Annotated in this window: 12 protein-coding genes; 9 read left to right on the top strand and 3 right to left on the bottom strand. The window is 70.6% G+C overall.

Features of this window, described 5'->3' with window-relative positions:
- Nucleotides 1-7 precede the first annotated feature (7 nt).
- The 3 genes from OV208_RS25350 to OV208_RS25340 are packed head-to-tail and all read left to right on the top strand — an operon-like array spanning nt 8 to nt 4,323.
- Nucleotides 8-2,251 carry an RCC1 domain-containing protein gene (locus OV208_RS25350; RefSeq protein WP_267576473.1) on the top strand — a complete coding sequence of 748 codons (2,244 nt, stop codon included), beginning with the start codon at nt 8-10 and terminating at the stop codon, nt 2,249-2,251.
- Between the two features lie 42 nt (nt 2,252-2,293).
- On the top strand, nt 2,294-3,295 hold the full coding sequence (locus OV208_RS25345) for a hypothetical protein (RefSeq protein WP_267576472.1): 1,002 nt from the start codon (nt 2,294-2,296) through the stop codon (nt 3,293-3,295).
- Between the two features lie 23 nt (nt 3,296-3,318).
- Complete coding sequence (locus tag OV208_RS25340) at nt 3,319-4,323, top strand: VWA domain-containing protein (RefSeq protein WP_267576471.1); 1,005 nt, start codon at nt 3,319-3,321, stop codon at nt 4,321-4,323.
- Nucleotides 4,324-4,386: 63 nt separating this feature from the next.
- Here OV208_RS25340 and OV208_RS25335 read toward each other — a convergent pair whose 3' ends face one another.
- On the bottom strand, nt 4,387-4,869 hold the full coding sequence (locus OV208_RS25335) for a flagellar hook-length control protein (protein ID WP_267576470.1): 483 nt from the start codon (nt 4,867-4,869) through the stop codon (nt 4,387-4,389).
- Between the two features lie 120 nt (nt 4,870-4,989).
- Here OV208_RS25335 and OV208_RS25330 point away from each other — a divergent pair, with 120 nt between their 5' ends.
- The 3 genes from OV208_RS25330 (at nt 4,990) to OV208_RS25320 (ending at nt 9,994) form a co-directional block, all read left to right on the top strand.
- Entirely contained in the window at nt 4,990-5,619 is a 630-nt protein-coding gene (locus tag OV208_RS25330) for a histidine phosphatase family protein (RefSeq protein ID WP_267576469.1), read from the top strand.
- Between the two features lie 91 nt (nt 5,620-5,710).
- A complete protein-coding gene (locus tag OV208_RS25325; RefSeq protein ID WP_267576468.1) occupies nt 5,711-7,285 on the top strand; it encodes a hypothetical protein in 1,575 nt (524 codons plus the stop codon).
- Nucleotides 7,286-7,333: 48 nt separating this feature from the next.
- The gene (locus OV208_RS25320; RefSeq protein ID WP_267576467.1) at nt 7,334-9,994 is read left to right on the top strand and encodes an AAA family ATPase; all 2,661 of its coding nucleotides are present in this window, start codon (nt 7,334-7,336) and stop codon (nt 9,992-9,994) included.
- 13 nt (nt 9,995-10,007) lie between these two features.
- Here the strand turns inward: OV208_RS25320 and OV208_RS25315 are convergent, their stop codons facing one another.
- Nucleotides 10,008-11,528, bottom strand: coding sequence for a putative metal-binding motif-containing protein (locus OV208_RS25315; protein ID WP_267576466.1), 1,521 nt, complete (start codon nt 11,526-11,528; stop codon nt 10,008-10,010).
- Nucleotides 11,529-11,796: 268 nt separating this feature from the next.
- On the opposite strand from OV208_RS25315, the gene OV208_RS25310 reads away from it, so the two are divergent.
- Nucleotides 11,797-13,479 carry a DUF255 domain-containing protein gene (locus tag OV208_RS25310; RefSeq protein ID WP_267576465.1) on the top strand — a complete coding sequence of 561 codons (1,683 nt, stop codon included), beginning with the start codon at nt 11,797-11,799 and terminating at the stop codon, nt 13,477-13,479.
- Here the strand turns inward: OV208_RS25310 and OV208_RS25305 are convergent.
- Nucleotides 13,454-14,407, bottom strand: a complete 954-nt coding sequence (locus OV208_RS25305; RefSeq protein WP_267576464.1) for an alpha/beta fold hydrolase — start codon at nt 14,405-14,407, stop codon at nt 13,454-13,456. The genes OV208_RS25310 and OV208_RS25305 overlap by 26 nt on opposite strands.
- 148 nt (nt 14,408-14,555) lie before the next feature.
- Here OV208_RS25305 and OV208_RS25300 point away from each other — a divergent pair, with 148 nt between their 5' ends.
- Both OV208_RS25300 and OV208_RS25295 read left to right on the top strand, forming a co-directional pair.
- Nucleotides 14,556-15,479 (top strand): LysR family transcriptional regulator, encoded by a 924-nt coding sequence (locus OV208_RS25300; RefSeq protein WP_267576463.1) that lies wholly within the window; start codon nt 14,556-14,558, stop codon nt 15,477-15,479.
- Nucleotides 15,480-15,603: 124 nt separating this feature from the next.
- On the top strand, nt 15,604-16,714 hold a 1,111-nt coding region (locus OV208_RS25295; RefSeq protein ID WP_267576462.1), incomplete at its 3' end, for a trypsin-like serine protease.

Raw genomic sequence — 16,714 nt, 5'->3', positions numbered from 1 at the left:
AATGCGCATGTCCGGGATGAAGCAGCCCCACGCGGGGCTCTGGCGTCTGACATTGGGAGTGCTGCTCGGGGCGTGCCTGCTTTCGGCCTGCGGGCCCGTGGACGGTGACGACGCGCCGCGCCTGCGACAGGTGCGCTCGCCGTTGGGCGGCCGCTCCTCGGCGTCCAGGCTGGCCCTGGGCCAGTACCACTCCGTGGGCGTGCACTCGGACGGAACGGTGTGGGCCTGGGGGTTCAACCGCCAGGGCCAGCTTGGCAACGGCGCGCTCACCGACAGCCCCACGCCCGTGCGGGTGAGCAACCTGGGCGACGTGGTGGCCGTGTCCTCCGGCGACTACCACTCGCTGGGCCTGCGCGCGGACGGCAGCGTGTGGTCGTGGGGGGACAACTCCTCCGGCCAATTGGGCAACGGGACCCTGACGGCGAGCACCGTGCCCGTGCAGGTCTCCGGACTGAGCGGAGTGCTCTCCGTGGGCTCCGGGTTCGCCCATTCGCTGGCCCTGCGCTCGGACGGCACGGTGTGGGCCTGGGGTGACAACCGCGCGCGCCAGTTGGGGACGCTCGCGGCCACCAGCAGCGCGGTCCCGGTGCGGGTGACGGGGCTGAGCGGAATCATCGCCGTGGTGGCCGGCGGCAACCTCTCCCTGGCGCTGCAATCCAACGGCACGGTGTGGGCCTGGGGTGAGAACCGGTATGGCCAGTTGGGGGATGGCACCACGACGTCCCGGGGTGCGCCGGCGCTGGTGAAGAACCTGGCGAACGTGTCGACGCTGTCGGCCGGAGCCTCGCATGCCGTGGCGCTGCGCTCGGATGGCACGGCCTGGGCCTGGGGCCTGAATGCCAACGGCCAGCTGGGCGACGGGACGACCGTCAACCGCTCCCTGCCCGTGCAGGTGCGTTTGAACGACCTGATGGCGGTGGTCGCCGGCAACTACCATTCGCTGGCGGTGCGCGAGGACGGCGCGGTGTGGGCCTGGGGCGACAATCGCTATCGCCAACTGGGCAATGGGACGACCACCAGCAGCCTCCTGCCCCTCCAGACAGGCCTCACGGGCGGCACCACCCTGGTCGCGGGCTACAAGCACTCGCTGACCCTGCGCGCGGATGGTTCGGTGTGGTCGTGGGGGGACAACGCCTTCGGCCAGTTGGGGGATGGCTCCTTCCAACCGAAGGTGAGCCCCGTGCGGGCGGGCAACCTCACCCTGGGCAACGCGGGAGCGAGCACGGGCCAGCTCCACTCCGTCGCGCTCGACGCCAGCGGCAGGGTCTGGACGTGGGGGGACAACTTCGAAGGGCAGTTGGGCGATGGCACGGACATCGACAGCCTCTTCCCAAGACAGACCAGCCTGAGCAACAGCGTGGCCGTGGCCGCTGGGTACCGGCACACGGTGGTCCTCAAGGGTGACACCACGGTGTGGAGCTGGGGCGGCAACGAGCGGGGGCAGGTGGGGGATGGGACGACCACGAACCGCACCCTGCCCATCCAGGTCGCGGGCCTGTCCGGCATCTCCGCCGTGGCCGCGGGCAGCTACCACACGCTGGCGCTGCGCTCGAATGGCACGGTGTGGGCCTGGGGGTTCAACCGCTACGGCCAGTTGGGGGACGGGACGACCACGGACCGGCTGCTGCCCGTGCAGGTCTCTGGCCTGTCCGGGGTGGTGGCCATCGCGGCCGGGCACAGCCATTCGCTGGCGCTGCGCTCGGATGGCACCGTGTGGTGCTGGGGCTACAACTTCGACGGTCAGATTGGCGATGGCAGCAATGCCTGGCGCATCCTGCCGGTGCAGGCGACGGGGCTGACAGGCGTGGTGAGCATCGCCGCCGGGGCCTACCATTCGCTGGCGCTCCGCTCGAACGGCACGGTGTGGTCCTGGGGCTACAACGCCACGGGCCAGTTGGGGGATGGGACCATCTCCAGCAGGGCCTTCCCCGCGCAGGTGCCGGGGCTGAGCGGCGTGGTGTCCGTGGTCGCCGGGGACTTCCACACGCTCGCGCTGAAGTCAGACGGCTTCGTGCTGGCGTGGGGCTTCAACTTCGATGGCCAGCTGGGCGATGGCTCGCTCGATAACCGCTACACCCCGGTGTACGTGGCGGGCCTGAGCAACGTCGTGTCCGTGGTCGCCGGGGACTACCACTCCATGGCCCGGCGTTCGGACGGTTCGACCTGGGCCTGGGGCTACAACGGCGAGGGCCAGTTGGGGGACGGGACGCGGGACGACACGCTCCTGCCCGTCCAGGTGCAGGGGCTCTGAAGCCCGGTGACAGACATTCCAGCAGTCCTCCCAGGAGATGCAATGAAGACATCCACGGTGTACGGCGCCGCCCTGCGCGCGCTGGCCTTCGCCGGCCTCGCGCTGATGCTCAGGGGCGGCGAAGCCCAGGCGCAGAACTTCACGGAGGAGCACATCCTCCTGCTCATCGACCGCAGCGGCTCCATGCAGGCGGTCCGTCCGTCCACCGGCCGGACCCGCTTCACGGATGCCATCACGCGCGCCCGGACCTATTCGCTCCTGCCGTCGGCGCTGCCCCGCTCCTACGCGGTGTGGACGTTCGAGGGGACGACGTACGTCAAGGCGCAGGGCTTCTCGAGCGCGAAGGTGACGATCGCGACCCTGGCCAAGCTGGCCGTGGGCAACGGCGTGACGCCCCTGGCCTACGCGGTCTGTGATTCCGTCGATGAGCTGTTGCAGCACCAGCCGGGCGTCGAGGCGCGCAAGGTGGTGCATCTGGTCTCCGACGGCGAGGAGAACAGCACGCCCCCCGGCTCGCTCTGCTACGGCCCGTCCAGCACCACGGCCTACCCGAACCTCGCCGTGGATTCCTGGCAGTGGAAGGTGCGCAACATGCTCAAGACGGGGGACCCGCTGCGGGACAGCGCGGCGCCGTTCCGGCTGGTGTTCGACGTGGATGTCTTCGCCAACCAGCTCACCTTCGCGGGCACCACGGACCCCGTCGCCGAGGACACCGGCACCGAGCGCCCGGAGGAGTCCATGAGCGCCACGCTCCCTCCCGCGTACCTGGCCTTCCTGTCGGGCGTGTCCGCGGCCTCGGGAGGCACCTACATGCCCATCTCCGACACGAGCCCCATGCCCGTGTATGGCGACACCAACCAGGACTACTGCGTGGATGGCACGGACTACAACCTGGTGCTCGCCAACTATGGCCACCGGGTGCCGCCCGCGAACCCCGCCGCGGATGTGAATGGCGACCGCGTGGTCGACTACGCCGACTACTCGATTGTCGTCAACAACCAGGGAACCGGCTGCCGCACGAAGCCCCTGACGTTCGAGCAGTGACCCCTCACCCCCGGAGCATGAAAATGCGTTTTGAGCGATTCGCCATTCCGACGCTGGCGGCTGCCGCCCTGAGCCTGTTGTTGCCCCTCCAGGAGGCCCGCGCGCAGTTTCCGACAGAGTTCCACCACCTCATCCTCGTGGACACCAGCGGCTCCATGTCCACCGTCCGCACGGACGGTTCCGGCAAGACCCGGTTCCAGGCAGCCATCGAGTTGGCGAAGACCGCGGTGACGAACAACAGCCCCAACCACTTCTTCGCGGTGTGGCGTTTCCAGGATTCCACCTCCTCCCAGGTCCAGGGCTTCGCGCCCGCTGCGGCGACGCTCATCACCTTGAATGGGATGGCCGGTCCCACGGGGGGGACCCCCCTGGCGCACGCGGCCTGCGCCGCCCTCGACACGCTGGACGCCTACAAGAAGGGAAGCGTCAACGCGGGCAAGCTCCTGCACCTCTACTCCGATGGTGAGGACAACAACACGCTGGTCACGGACCAGTGCGCCGGCCCCTTGAGCACGTCGCAGGACGCCTCGACCCCCACCGAGAACTCCTGGAACTGGAAGCTCCTCAACAAGGCGCGGACGGGAAATCCCAACAACCCCAACCCCGTCACGACGTTCCCGGTCGCGATCTACGCCACGCTGATGGACCCGTTCATCACCTTGACCGGCACGCCCTCGGACTCCCGCGATGTCGTCATCGAGGGAGACCTGCCCACCCCGCGCACCGTCGCGTCCGTCTCCAACTTCCAGACCTTCCTCCAGAAGCTGTCGACCGCCACCGGGGGCACCTTCACCGGCATCGCCGACTCGAAGCCGGCACCGGTGCTCGGGGATACCAACCAGGACTATTGCGTGGATGGCACGGACTACAATCTGGTGCTCAGCAACTATGGCTACCGGGTCCCTCCCGCGCCCCCCGCGGCGGACCTGAACAATGACAAGGTGGTGGACTACAATGACTACACCATCGTGGTGAACAACCAGGGCAAGGGCTCCGGCTGCCGGTCGCCGCTCCAGCCCCTCGAGTAGTCCACCGCGTCAGGCGGGAGGAGGCGCTCCGGCCCTTCCTCCCGCCACGACCGTCAGCGCGGTTCAGGGATTCCAGCAGTTGGCGGACTGGTCATTGATGTGAACCCAGAAGCGGGTGTCGGTCCGGACGTTGCCGTAGGCGTTGAACCCCCACCCGCCCGCGTCGTGGAACTCCGCCATCCGCCAGCCGGCGCCGAAGAACTGGACGCACATCTGGTTGGCGGACGCCGGACTCGTCAACAGCGAGCCGGAGATGGGAAGGGTGGTCGCGATGTTCCCGGCCGCCCAGGAGGGATAGTAGCTGGCAGGGGTCTGGGCCGGCCGCGACGCGCCATCCTGACGGATGCACAGCAAGGGAAGGGCCGCCGTGCAGGAGGTCTCTCCGACATAGGCATCACAGCCCCAGCACCCGACCTCGTCGACTCCCGAGGAATGGGACACCTTCGCCCAGCTCATTCCCCTTCCGCCCGACGCTTCCGCCCGAGTCGCCAGGGACACGAGGAAGAAAGACACACCCAGCAACGAATACCTGATCATGTTTTTCATGACCTGAAACCTATCACGAATCCCTTCAATCCCTTTCGGAAAGACAGACAACCGCTCCTTCCGGGCGCGCGCCGTGCATCTGACTTGCTCCTCCGCCGGTGTCCCGCCACGCTGGGGGGCATGACGACCGAGTTCATCCTGCTCCGCCACGGTGAGACGGAGTGGAACGCCCTGGGGCGCCTGCAGGGCCACCTCAACAGCTCCCTGAGCCGCGAAGGGCTGCGGCAGGCGGACGCGCTCGCGGCGCGCCTCGCCACCCTGCCCTTCCAGGCCCTGTATTGCAGCGACCTGGACCGGGCGGTGCAGACGGCGTCCCGCATCGCCACGAGGACGGGCCACGACGTCCGCCAGGACCCGCGGCTGCGCGAGCGCGGGCTGGGCATCCTCGAAGGGCTGACGCGCACGGAGGCCCAGCAGCGCCACCCGGAGGTCTTCTCCGAGTACGCGGCCGGCGGACCCGACTTCGCCATCCCCCAGGGGGAGAGCACGTCCCAGCGGCTGCGCCTCGCGGTCCAGTGCCTGGAGGAGCTCGGGGCCCGGCACCCGGAGGCCCGCGTGGTGGTCGTCACGCACGGGGGCCTGCTCAGCAGCCTCCTTCGCGCCTGCCTGGGCATCCCCCCCGCCACGCCGCGCGCCTTCTCCGTGCTCAACGCGAGCTGGAACCAGTTCGACCTCCACGCAGGCGCGTTCCGGATGGTGACCTGGGGGGACGTGAACCACCTGCGCGGGCTCAGCCTCGATGACACCTGAGGGGGAACGACGCGGATTTAACCCGGCTTAATGCCACTGGATTCACGACCTGGGCGACAACTCCTCCAGCGGAAGCAACAGGGGGACGCACATGTCGGGACTCATCCAGGGCCACAAGCCCTTCAGCCTCTTCATCCAGAAGCCGAACGTGAGCAGGCCGCAGGGGACGGTCAGCGCGCCAGCGCCGGCTCCGGCCGCGAAGCCCCAGCAGGGCCCCAGCCTCTTCACCGACGGCTTCACGCCCGCGCCGACCCGGAGCAGCCCCCAGCGCAACCCGATGCTGGACCCCTTCAGTGCGCCCGCGTTCCTCCAGGCCCCGTCCCAGCCGGCCACCGCGAAGAATCCACTCACCGTGAGCGTGGGGACGGAAAGCACCGTCACCGCCAACGGCGTGTCGGTGAAGGACAGCGCCGAGGTGGAGGCGGAGTTTGAATCCGAGCCCTTCACGGTGAAGGTCGCTGCATACAGCGAGCTTGAGCGGGGCCAGAGCACCGACGGCGACATGACCACCTTCAGCGTGGAGGCGGAGGTCGGCATCAAGGGGGAGGCCAGCGTGGAGACGTCCCGCGTGGACGCCACCCTCACGGGAGCGGTGGGCGCCCGGGGCTCCTACCAGGTGTCCCTGCCCACCACGGCCGCGGCGGGCATCACGTCCGCCGAACAGGCCGCCGTGCAACTGAGTCCCTTCGCGCCGGAGAACCTGCCGGTGGGGACCACCATCGAGATGCACGGCGAGGCCTTCATGGAGACCGGCCTGTCGGTGACGTTCAAGAAGATCGCCAGCGTGTTCGATGTCACGCTGAACGAGAGCGTCGAGCGCGCCAAGGGCATGTCCATCGCCATCAACAAGGTGGACGACGAGACGGTCCGGGTGACCATCGGTCCCACGGAGATGGTGGCGCGCACCAACGGGCTCAGCATCGGGGTGGGGGACGTGGAGGTCGGCCTGTCCACCACGGGCAGGGTGGACCAGCAGACCGCGCGGCAGGTGGACTTCGACATCTCCACCCCGGAAGGCCAGGCGGCCTATGACCGCTTCATGACCACCGGAGAGCTGCCCGGCAACGACGCCGCGAAGGGCACCTCCAACGCCGCGACCGTCCAGGTTGTCTCCGGGGAGGTGTCCACGGAGCTGACGGTGGGCATCTCGTTCGGGGAGAACACCCCGGTGAGCGACGGATACACGTACACGAACTACGACGACGGCCGGAAGCAGTTCGAATACTCCGGCCAGATTGGCCCGGTGACGCTCGACATCGCGGGCACCGTGGGCGACCCGTCCACCCAGACCTACGCGGCCACGCTGGCAGGCGTGGACCCGGGCAGCGTGGACGGCCTGCGACAGGTGTTCCCGGCGATGACGGGCACCGGCGAGACGGTGACGATGAGTTGGACGAACGCGGAGGCCCAACAGGTCCAGCAGATCGCCAGGGACTGGATCGCGGCCTACCAGCAGGGTCTCCCCGGCTTCCCCGCAGGAGACCGGGCACCGGACTGGGTGCTGCCGATGGCCAACGCGGCGACGCCGGAGGAGGCCATCTCCGTGTTGATGTCACCGACGGCGAACTACGACGCCACCTCGGTGGCCGACCGGGTGAGTCTCCTCTGGACCTTCCTGGACAGGACCACCGGGGGAACGGTCCCGGGCACGGTCACCGCGAAATAACGGCAGGCTGCCAGCCGGGGCCCTCCCGACCCTACAATGGCGGGCGCCATGCGCACGCCATCCACCCCGGGGCTCGGTCCACCCGCCGTCTTCGTGGGCCGTGCCCAGGAGGTGCGGCGGCTGGGGGAGATGCTCCGGCGCGTGCACACCGGGGTCGTCTACGGCCTGCCCGGGGCGGGCAAGTCCGCGCTGGTGGCGGCGGTCGCCGCGCGTCACCGGGGCCCTGTCGTGCACCGGCGTGTCCTGCCCGGGGACTCGCTGGACACGGTGGTGGACGACGTGCGCCGCCTCCTGCGCGAAGCGCCCGTGGCCCAGGCCCTGTCGGATGCGTCCCGCCTGGAGGACCTGGTGCGGGAGATGGAGTCCCACCGCGCGCTGTGCGTGCTGGACGACCTGCACGTGCTGGGTCCCCCGGAGCGCACGGTGCTGCTGGAGGACCTGGGCGGGCGGCTGCGCAAGGGGACGCTGCTGGCCACCTCGCGCGAGTCCGTGCCCCGGCACGCCACCAGCCCGGACCGCTTCGAGCTGCGGCTGGATGGCCTGCCGGAAGAAGCCGCGCGCCTGCTGTGGCGGCAGTTGGGCACGCTGTACGGGGAGCGGGAGGGCTTCGAGGCCGCGTGGAGCCGTTCGCGCGGCCTGCCCTTCCTCCTGCGCCGCGCCCACGCCGGCGACACCGGAGGAGAGGAACCGGTGCGCGCGGCGCTTTCGGCGCTGCCCGACGACGAGCGGCGCCTGGCCGCGGTGCTGGCCCTGAGCGCGGTGCCGCTCACCGCGAGCACGCTCCAGGCCGTGCTGCCCGGAAGCGCCTCGGACGCATCGCTGCGGCGGCTGGGCGCGCGGCTGCTGGTGGAGACGGACGCGCGGGGCCGGCACGGCGTCCATGATCTGGTGCGCGAAGCGCTCGTGTCGATGCTCGGGCCGGACGAGGTGAACGCCGCGCATGCGACCCTGCTGGAGGTGCTGGAGCTCGAGCCCCTGCCCGCGGTGGTACGGGTGCGCGCGGTGTGCCGCCACCTCCAGGCGCTCGGCCGCCACGAGGCGCGCGCGGCCTTCATCGTCGCGCAGGGGGAAGCGCTGGTGCGCCACGGCGCCGCCGACGAGCTGCTCTCCCTGCTGGACTCGTTGCCCGCCCCGCTGCGCACGCCGGAGGTGCGGCTCACGCATGCCCGAGCGCGCGTGCGGCTGCTGGACCTGCGCCGGGCCTACCCGGAGCTCCTGGCGCTGCGGGCGTCGCTGGAGGCGTCGGACGGAGTCCCGGGCAGCGAGGCCCTGCGCGAGGGCGTGGGCGCGGTGCTGGTGCGGGTGGCCCTCTTCGCCCTGGAGCCGGACGCGTGCGAGCGCACCCTGGAGGCGATGCCGGTGCCTGGCAGCGCGGAGGTGTTCCTCCAGCAGCTCCTGGCCCTCACGGCGCTGCGCTTCTTCCAGGGGCGCCTGGACGAATCGCTGGCGATGCTGGACGGAGCGGCGGCGGCGGCCGGCGGCGACGCGGGATCCGGAGGGGACCGGAGGGTGCTGGGCTGGTGCGCCTATGCCCGCGCGCTGATGCTGTGGATCGAAGGCCGCGACAGCGAGCTGGCGGAGCCGCTGGCCCGGTGCGTGGCGCTATTGGAGGACGCACCGCTCGACTCGCGAGGCCCGCTCGTCGCCGCCATGTCCGCGGGCATCCTGAGCCGGCTGGGGCGCTTCACCGAAGCCGAGGCCGCGCTCTCAAGCGCCCGGGAGCGGCTGGGACAGTTGGGAGCGCCCCGGCTCGCGCTGGAGCTGGACTGCATCGCCGCGTGGGTGCGGGGCGAGCTGGGACAGCGGCGGACGGCGCTTCTGGCGCTGCGGGAGACGGAAGGCCGGGCGGAGCGCGCGGGCTACCTCTTCGTGCGGCTGCTCTGCCGGGTGGGCGCGGGCCGCATGTTGTTGGAGCTGGGCCGGCGCGCGGAGGGACAGGCGCTGCTGGACGCGGTGGAGGCGGACATCCGGGCGCGCGGCGTGTTGGGGCTGCTGCGGGCCGTGCAGGTGGCGAGGACCCTGGACGTGCCGGGACCGAAGGACGCCCCCGTCACGGTGGAGCCGCGCGAGGTGCGTCCGGGCATCGCGGCCCGGCAGCGCGCCCTGGCGGCCTGGAGCGCGGCACGGCAGGGGGACTCCGTGCGGGCCACGGGGCTGCTCGCCGCGCTGGAGCCGATGGCGCTCGGAGTGGATTTCGCGCTGGAGCGGGCGCTGGGCCACCTGGCGCGGGCCGCGCTCCACCGGCACGCGGGCCGCGCGAAGGAAGCGGAGCAGGCGCTGGAGCACGCCGCGCGCACGGCGGCGGAGGGCGAGGTGGATCCGGAGCTGATTCCGGAGCTCTTCGGCACCCTCGCCTCCCCACACGCGGCGGTCGCGGTCGCTCCGGCCAGCGCCGCGGACGCGGTGGTGCTGGATGCGAAGCGCCACGAGCTGCGGGCCCCGGGGCGCGTCGTCTCACTGGAGCGTCGCGCCCTGCCCCGCCGGCTGCTGTACGCGCTGGCCCGGCAGCCGGGACGCACGCTGTCCAAGGAGGGCTGCGTGCGCGCCATGTGGAACGCGGACTACGACCCGCGGCTGCACGACAACTCGCTGCGCGTCCACGTGAGCCACGTGCGCGAGATGCTGGAAGGCACCGGCACGCGCGTGCTGTTCGAGGACCCCGGCTACCGGTTGGAAGTAGCCGGGGGCTTCACCTTCATCGCGGAGTAGCGCGCCCCGGACTTCAGGGCGCGCAGTAGCGCACCGCCTGGAGTTCGTGCGTCTCCGGCGTCTGCATGGAGGTCATCACGAAGGCCCCCATCCAGTTCTCCGGAAGCTCTTCCAGCAGCACCCACTGCGCGAACCGGTGCAGGGGGAACGCTTCGGTGCTGGGGGTCCAGTCCCTGGGTGTACCTCCCGGCGACAGGCCCCAGAAGCGACCGCGCCAGTCGAACCAGTCATCGCCTCCCGACGGCGTCGGGTTGCTGGCGGAGAGCCAGGCCACCTGGAGTCCCCGTGACGTCATCCTGGACTCGAACCAGGCGTGCTCGTAGGAGGTCGTCCGGGTCAGGGGCTCGGCGGCGCCTCCCTCGAAGAGGTTCTTCATGAGCTTCAGCGTGGGGAAGCCCTCCAGGTTGCGCATCACCAGGGCCGCGGACGCCTGCGGCCCACCGGCCTCCGCCCCCAGGTCCACGAGCCTGGGCCGGGCCTCGTATCCCGGCTCGTAGGAGCGCTCCTCACCGACGGGCAGCAGTTCGCGGTCGAAGCGCTGGAGGCGGAGCGTTCCCCCCTCCGCAGCGCCGGAGTCCGTGATGACCGACACCAGGAAGCCGCCATCACGCAAGGGCAACACATCCACATCCGTCAGGATGGCGTACGACATCGGATGGATCTGGAACAGGGACCTGGGGGCGACTTGCACCTGTCCATCCAGGTCCGTGACCGTGCCGATCAATTCGCGGGCCGTCCTGGACGGGCTGGCAGCGTCCTTCCAGACCGCGAACACCCGCGAGCCGTCCGCCGACAGGGCCACCCGGCTGGAAACCCGGGCCACGGGATGGTCGAAGAGGACCGTGCCGCCCCGCGGCCCCGGCTGGGGATGCCCCTGCGCATCGAGCGGGATGAGAAAGCCCCGCGTGTTGTCCGGCATCCCATCCGACGAGGAGTAGTACAGCGCGGGCCCCCGCGAGGTGGCCAGCAACTGGCTGTACATCGTGCTGAAGGACTCCTGCGTGACGACGGCCACGGACACCTCCGTGGTCTCCTGCGGCGCCAGGGAAGTATCCAGCCGCGTGATCCGGGCCACCCCGACCGAGCTGACCGTCGCCAGCAGCACGCCGTCCGCCACGCGGAGGCTGCTCACATTGTTCCGGGTGCTGGCTTCCGTCAGCGACACGACCTTCGACCACCGGGCGGGAAAATCCGTCACCCCGTCGCAGTCGTTGTCCACGCCGTCACAGCGCGTCTCCACGCCCTCGTACGCAGCGCCATACGACCGCGCCGTGCACACCGATTCAGGGACACCATCGACCTGGGCGCGCCGGGCTCCCGCGCAGACGCCCAGCGTGCGCTCGCACGGAAGGCCTTCCGCGGTCTCTCCACCGTCTGGATTGCCAGCGTCGGGAGAGGGGCCCGCGTCGCCCAGGGTGCCCGCATCGTCCGGAGGGCCCGCGTCCTGGGAGGACGTGGAGGAGCCGCATCCCGCCAGCATCAAGCTGCCCATCACCCACACCACGGCCCACATCCGACCCGACATCCACCGCATGTTCATCATCCCCTCACCCGCGGGCGGTCCCGGCCACGCCAGCCCTGCAATCCTAATCCACAACAGCCGCCAGGAAGCAGGGCGGCACGAGGCCGTCTTTCATCCTGGAGCAAGCAATCGCACGCGCCGGCCGCGTGAACCCTGACACTGCGCAGATGGTAGGGAAAAGCGCGGGTTGGCGACAGGGCGGAGAAGTCGTCACACCGCCGGCCCCTGCCCTGACACCCGCGTGAAACCACCCGGGCCCCGGAGCCGTACCGTGGAGCACATGCACCGTGCTCCACCGCCCCTCGCGCTGCTCCTCGTGCTCACCCTGTCCGCCTGCCACCGCGCCGCCGCGCCCGGAGGCCACGTGCGTGACGGCACGCCCCCGGCGGTGGACATCGTCCGGGCCCGGGCCCTGGGACAGACGCAAGCCTTCACCTGGGAGGAGTGGGGCCCGGAGGCCTTCGCGCGGGCGAAGCGCGAGGGCCGCTACATCCTGGTCGATGGCGCGGCCGAGTGGTGTCACTGGTGCCACGTGATGGACGAGACGACCTACCGCGACACGGAAGTGGGCCGGCTGCTGCGCGAGCGCTTCGTTGCCATCCGCGTGGACGTGGACGCGCGGCCGGACCTCGCGGAGCGCTGGGTGGATTACGGATGGCCCGCAACCATCCTCCTGACGCCGGGCGCGGAGGAGGTGGGCAAGTACCGGGGCTACCTCGCGCCGGAGCGACTGCGCGTCCTCCTCCAGCGCGTGGAGGCCCTGGAGGCCGAATCCCGAGACACCGCGCGCCCCCTGTCGCTGGACCTGCCCGCGTCCCCCGCGATGCTGCCGTGGGTGACCGCCAGCGTGGCCCGGAGCATGGACGGCTGGTACGACCCGAAGGAGGGCGGCTGGGGCCGCACCCAGAAGGCGCCGCTCGGGGCCAACGTGGAGTTCGAGGTGCTCCGCGCCGCGCACGGGGATGCGGCGGCGCGCGAGCGCGTCACCCACACGCTGGAGCGGCAGCGCGCGGTGCTCGACCCCGTGTGGGGCGGCGTCTATCAATACTCGGCGGCGCCCCACTGGAAGGCACCCCACTTCGAGAAGCTGATGTTCATGCAGTCCTCGAACCTGGAGGCCTACGCGCGGGCCTGGGCCCTGCTGCGCACGCCCGCGCTCCTGGACGACGCGCGCGGCATCGCGCGCTACCTGGAGCGCTTCCTCCAGGCACCGGACGGCACGTTCCACGCGAACCAGGACGCGGACGTGGGCGCGCACGACCGGAGCATTCCGTTCGTGGACGGGCACGTGTACTACGCGCGGGACGACGCGGGCCGTCGGGCGCTCGGCATGCCGTGGGTGGACACGCATGTGTACGCGCGCGAGAACGGGCTCGCCGTGGCGGCGCTCGTCACGCTGCACGAAGCGACCGGTGATGCCGCATCCCTCGCCGCCGCGAGGAAGGCCCTGGACGTGCTGCTCGCGACCCACGTGGGAAGCGACGGCGAGGTGTGGCGCGAGTCCACACCCCACTCGGGACCGCGCTTCCTGGCGGACGCGGCGGCACTGGGCCGGGCCCTGGCGCTGCTCGCGCGGACCACGGGGGAAGCCCGCTACCGGGAGGCTGCCCTGCGCGTGGGCCAGGCGATGACACGGGACTTCGCGGATCCGTCAGGAGGCGCGCTCTACGAACAGACGCCGGACGGGGACGCGGTGGGCATGTTCGCGAGGCGAGAGCGTCCCTTCGCGCACAACGTGGCAGCCGCTCGCTTCCTCGCGGCGCTGCACGCCCTCACGCAGGACGCGGCGTGGCGCGAGCGGGGCCGCGAAGTGCTCGCGGCGACGGCCTCCCCGGCGATGCTCGAAGCCCAGGGCCGGATGGTGGGCGACTTCCTGCTCGCTGCGGATGCGCTCGGCGTGGTGCCCTGGCCCGAGCGCGGCGCGCAAGCCGCGTCCCTCACGGCGCATCCAGGAACGTGGTGAGCGCGGGGATCACCACCTGGGGCGCCTCCTCCATCAGCCAGTGCCCCGAGCCGGGGACGACCTGACCCTGGACGTTGGACGCCACGAGCTTCGCCTGCTCGATGAGGCCGTTGCCGCTGGCCTTCTCCCCCGTCAGCACCAACACCGGCATCGTCAGCGGCGTCGCCGCGAACCCGGCGAAGTCCTGCGCATCGCGCTCGAAGCTCTTGAAGTACTCGAAGCCCGCCTGCATCCCGCCCGGCTGCGCGTAGGCCTTCGCGTAGAACTTCCGGTCCGCCTCCGGCACGGAGTGCTTCGGATCCGCCGCGAAGTCGTTCCAGAAGTGCTCGAAGTACGTCCGCTCCCGGCCCTTGACCAGCGCCAGGGCCGTCTCGCCGGTGAAGTGGAAGTGCCACAGGTCCCGCAGCAGCCAGACCTGCTTCCAATCCCCGACGCCGGGCAGGAACGCATCCATCAACACCAGCCGCTCCGTGGCCTGGGGGAACTGGGCCGCGAAGGCGTACGCCACCATCAACCCGATGTCGTGCCCCACGATGCGCACGCGCTCATGGCCCAGCGAGGTCGTCAGCGCGTGGATGTCCACCGCCAGCGTCTTCTTGTCGTAGCCGGAAGCCGGCTTGGCGGAGCCGCCCGCGCCGCGCAGGTCCGGCACGATGACGGTGTGGTGTTGGGCAAGCCTGGGCAGCAGCGGCAGCCACATGTGGCCTGTCTGCGTGTAGCCGTGCAGCAGCACCACCGGCGAACCCTGGCCTCCGATGACGTAGCGCAGGCGGGTGCCATTGACGTCGGCGTAGCGCTCCTCGAAGCCCCGGGGAAGCGACGGCCCCGTGGCGGCCCCGGCGGCGGAGGCCACCATCAGCGAGGCGCCCAGCCCGGCGGCGGCGGCGGCGAGCAGGGTGCGGCGGGACGACGTGAAGAAGGAGGACATGACGGACTCCAGGACGCGAAGGGGAAGAACCACCCGGCGAGGCGTCGTGCCCCGTCGATGAATGAAACATAGGGTTCAGCTTCCCTTGGAAGAAGGCAGCGAAGATGGTTCAACCCTTCAGCTTTTGTGAATCTTGAGGAGGCAGGGGATGGACCGGCTGCGCGCTTTCGAGGTCTTCGTGACGGTGGTGGCGAAGGGCAGCTTCACGCGGGCGGCGCATGCGCTCGACACGTCGCCTGCCAATGTCACCCGGTATGTGAACGAGCTGGAGTCACATCTGGGAACCCGCCTGCTCAACCGCAGCTCGCGCAAACTGTCGCTCACCCAGGGAGGTGAAGCGCTCTACGAGCGGGGCCGCTCCATCCTGGACGAGGTGGCGGAAGCCGAGGCGCTGGCGTCCTCCGCGTCGTTGCAGCCGCGCGGGCGGCTGCGCATCAACGCCCCGGTGAGCTTCGGCATCCTGCACCTGGCGCCGCTCTGGCCCCGCTTCATGGGCCGCTACCCCGACGTGGAGCTGGACGTGGCGCTGAACGACCGGGTCGTGGACATCATCGACGAGGGCTACGACCTGGCCATCCGCGTCTCGCGCGCGGGCGCCACCACCCACGTGGCGCGCAAGCTGGCCACGTCCCGCAACCTCGTGTGCGCGTCACCGGCCTACCTGCGCCGCCACGGACGCCCCAAGGTCCCCGCGGACCTGGGCGACCACGCCTGCCTGGGCTACTCCTACTCCGCCACCGCCGACGAGTGGCATCTCGTGGATGACACCGGCGCGGCCGCAAGCGTGAAGGTGCGTTGCGTGATGCACACCAACAACGGTGACACCCTGCGCGCCGCGACACTCGCCGGCACCGGCATCTCCTGGCAGCCCACGTTCCTCGTCGCGGAGGACCTGAGATTGGGCCGGCTCGTGCGAGTGCTGCCCCACCATCACCTGCCGGACATCGACGTGCTGGCCCTCTACCCCAGCCGCCGCCACGTGAGCGCCAAGGTCCGGGTGATGGTGGACTTCCTCGTCGAAGCGTTCACTGGAATTCCGCCGTGGGAACGACCGGGCAGCGTCAACGGATGAAACAGGGTGAGACATACAGTAGTCATCCGGTTGCGATAAAAAACGCGCTTGAGGAGTTTACAAGAAGCTCCGGGCTCCTCCACAATGCGACCGTTTCCGCAAATACCACCTAAACGAGGTTCACATGCTTTCAGGTCAGGTCGTGCGTGGCTGGGCTACCGCGAGCGTGATGTCGCTGCTGGTCATCGGTTGTGGGCCGCAGGCGAGCCAGGAGCAGGCCCCGACGGAGGCTCCTCCCGCCGAGACCACGCAGGAGATCGTCGGCGGCACCGCGACCACCATCGCGGCGAACCCGTGGCAGGTGTCCCTGCAGAGCACGGGCGGCAGCCACTTCTGCGGCGGCTCCATCATCAACGAGAACTGGGTCCTGACCGCGCAGCACTGCGTGAACTCGAGCGGCACCATCAGCAAGCCGGGCCGCGTTGTCGCGGGCATCACGAACCGCACGGCCACCAACGGGCAGGTCCGCACGGTGACCCAGGTCGTCGTGTTCCCGGGCTACGTGGACGCCAACATCGGCAAGGACGCGGCGCTGCTGAAGCTGTCCGCGCCCCTGGACCTGACCGGCGCGGACGCGAAGGCCATCCCCATCGTCACGGCGGCGGACGCCGCCGCGGGCGTGACGGCCGCGGGCGTCATCTCGCGCGTCACGGGCTGGGGCACGCTGAGCAGCGGCTCCTCCTCGCTGCCGACCACGCTCCAGACGGTCGACGTGGCGCTGATGACCAACGCCGACGTGCAGGCGAAGTACCCCAGCGAGGTCATCTCCGCGGACCAGCTGGGCGCGGCCTCCCCCGGCAAGGATTCCTGCCAGGGTGACTCCGGCGGTCCCCTCACCGTCCTCAAGGGCAGCACCCGCGTCCTCGCGGGCATCGTGAGCTGGGGCTACGGCTGCGCGGACTCGCGCTACCCGGGCCTGTACGGCCGCGTGTCGTCCTTCGAGTCGTGGATCAACAGCACCATCAACGGCACGACGCCTCCTCCGGGCACGACGCTGCTGGAGAAGACGGGCCTGTCCGGCGCGTCCAGCTCCTTCACGCACTACGCCATCACGGTGCCCGCCGGCGCCACCACGCTGACCGTCGTGCAGTCGGGCGGCACGGGTGACGCGGACCTCTACGTGCGCCAGGGCTCGCAGCCCACCACCAGCGCCTACAACTGCCGCCCGTACGCCAGCGGCAACGCGGAGACGTGCACCCTGAACAGCCCCGCCGCGGGCACCTGGTACGTCTCCG

The sequence above is a fragment of the Corallococcus sp. bb12-1 genome (assembly GCF_026626765.1).
In the GTDB taxonomy this organism is placed as follows: domain Bacteria; phylum Myxococcota; class Myxococcia; order Myxococcales; family Myxococcaceae; genus Corallococcus; species Corallococcus terminator.
This window is presented reverse-complemented; position numbering and strand designations above follow the sequence as displayed.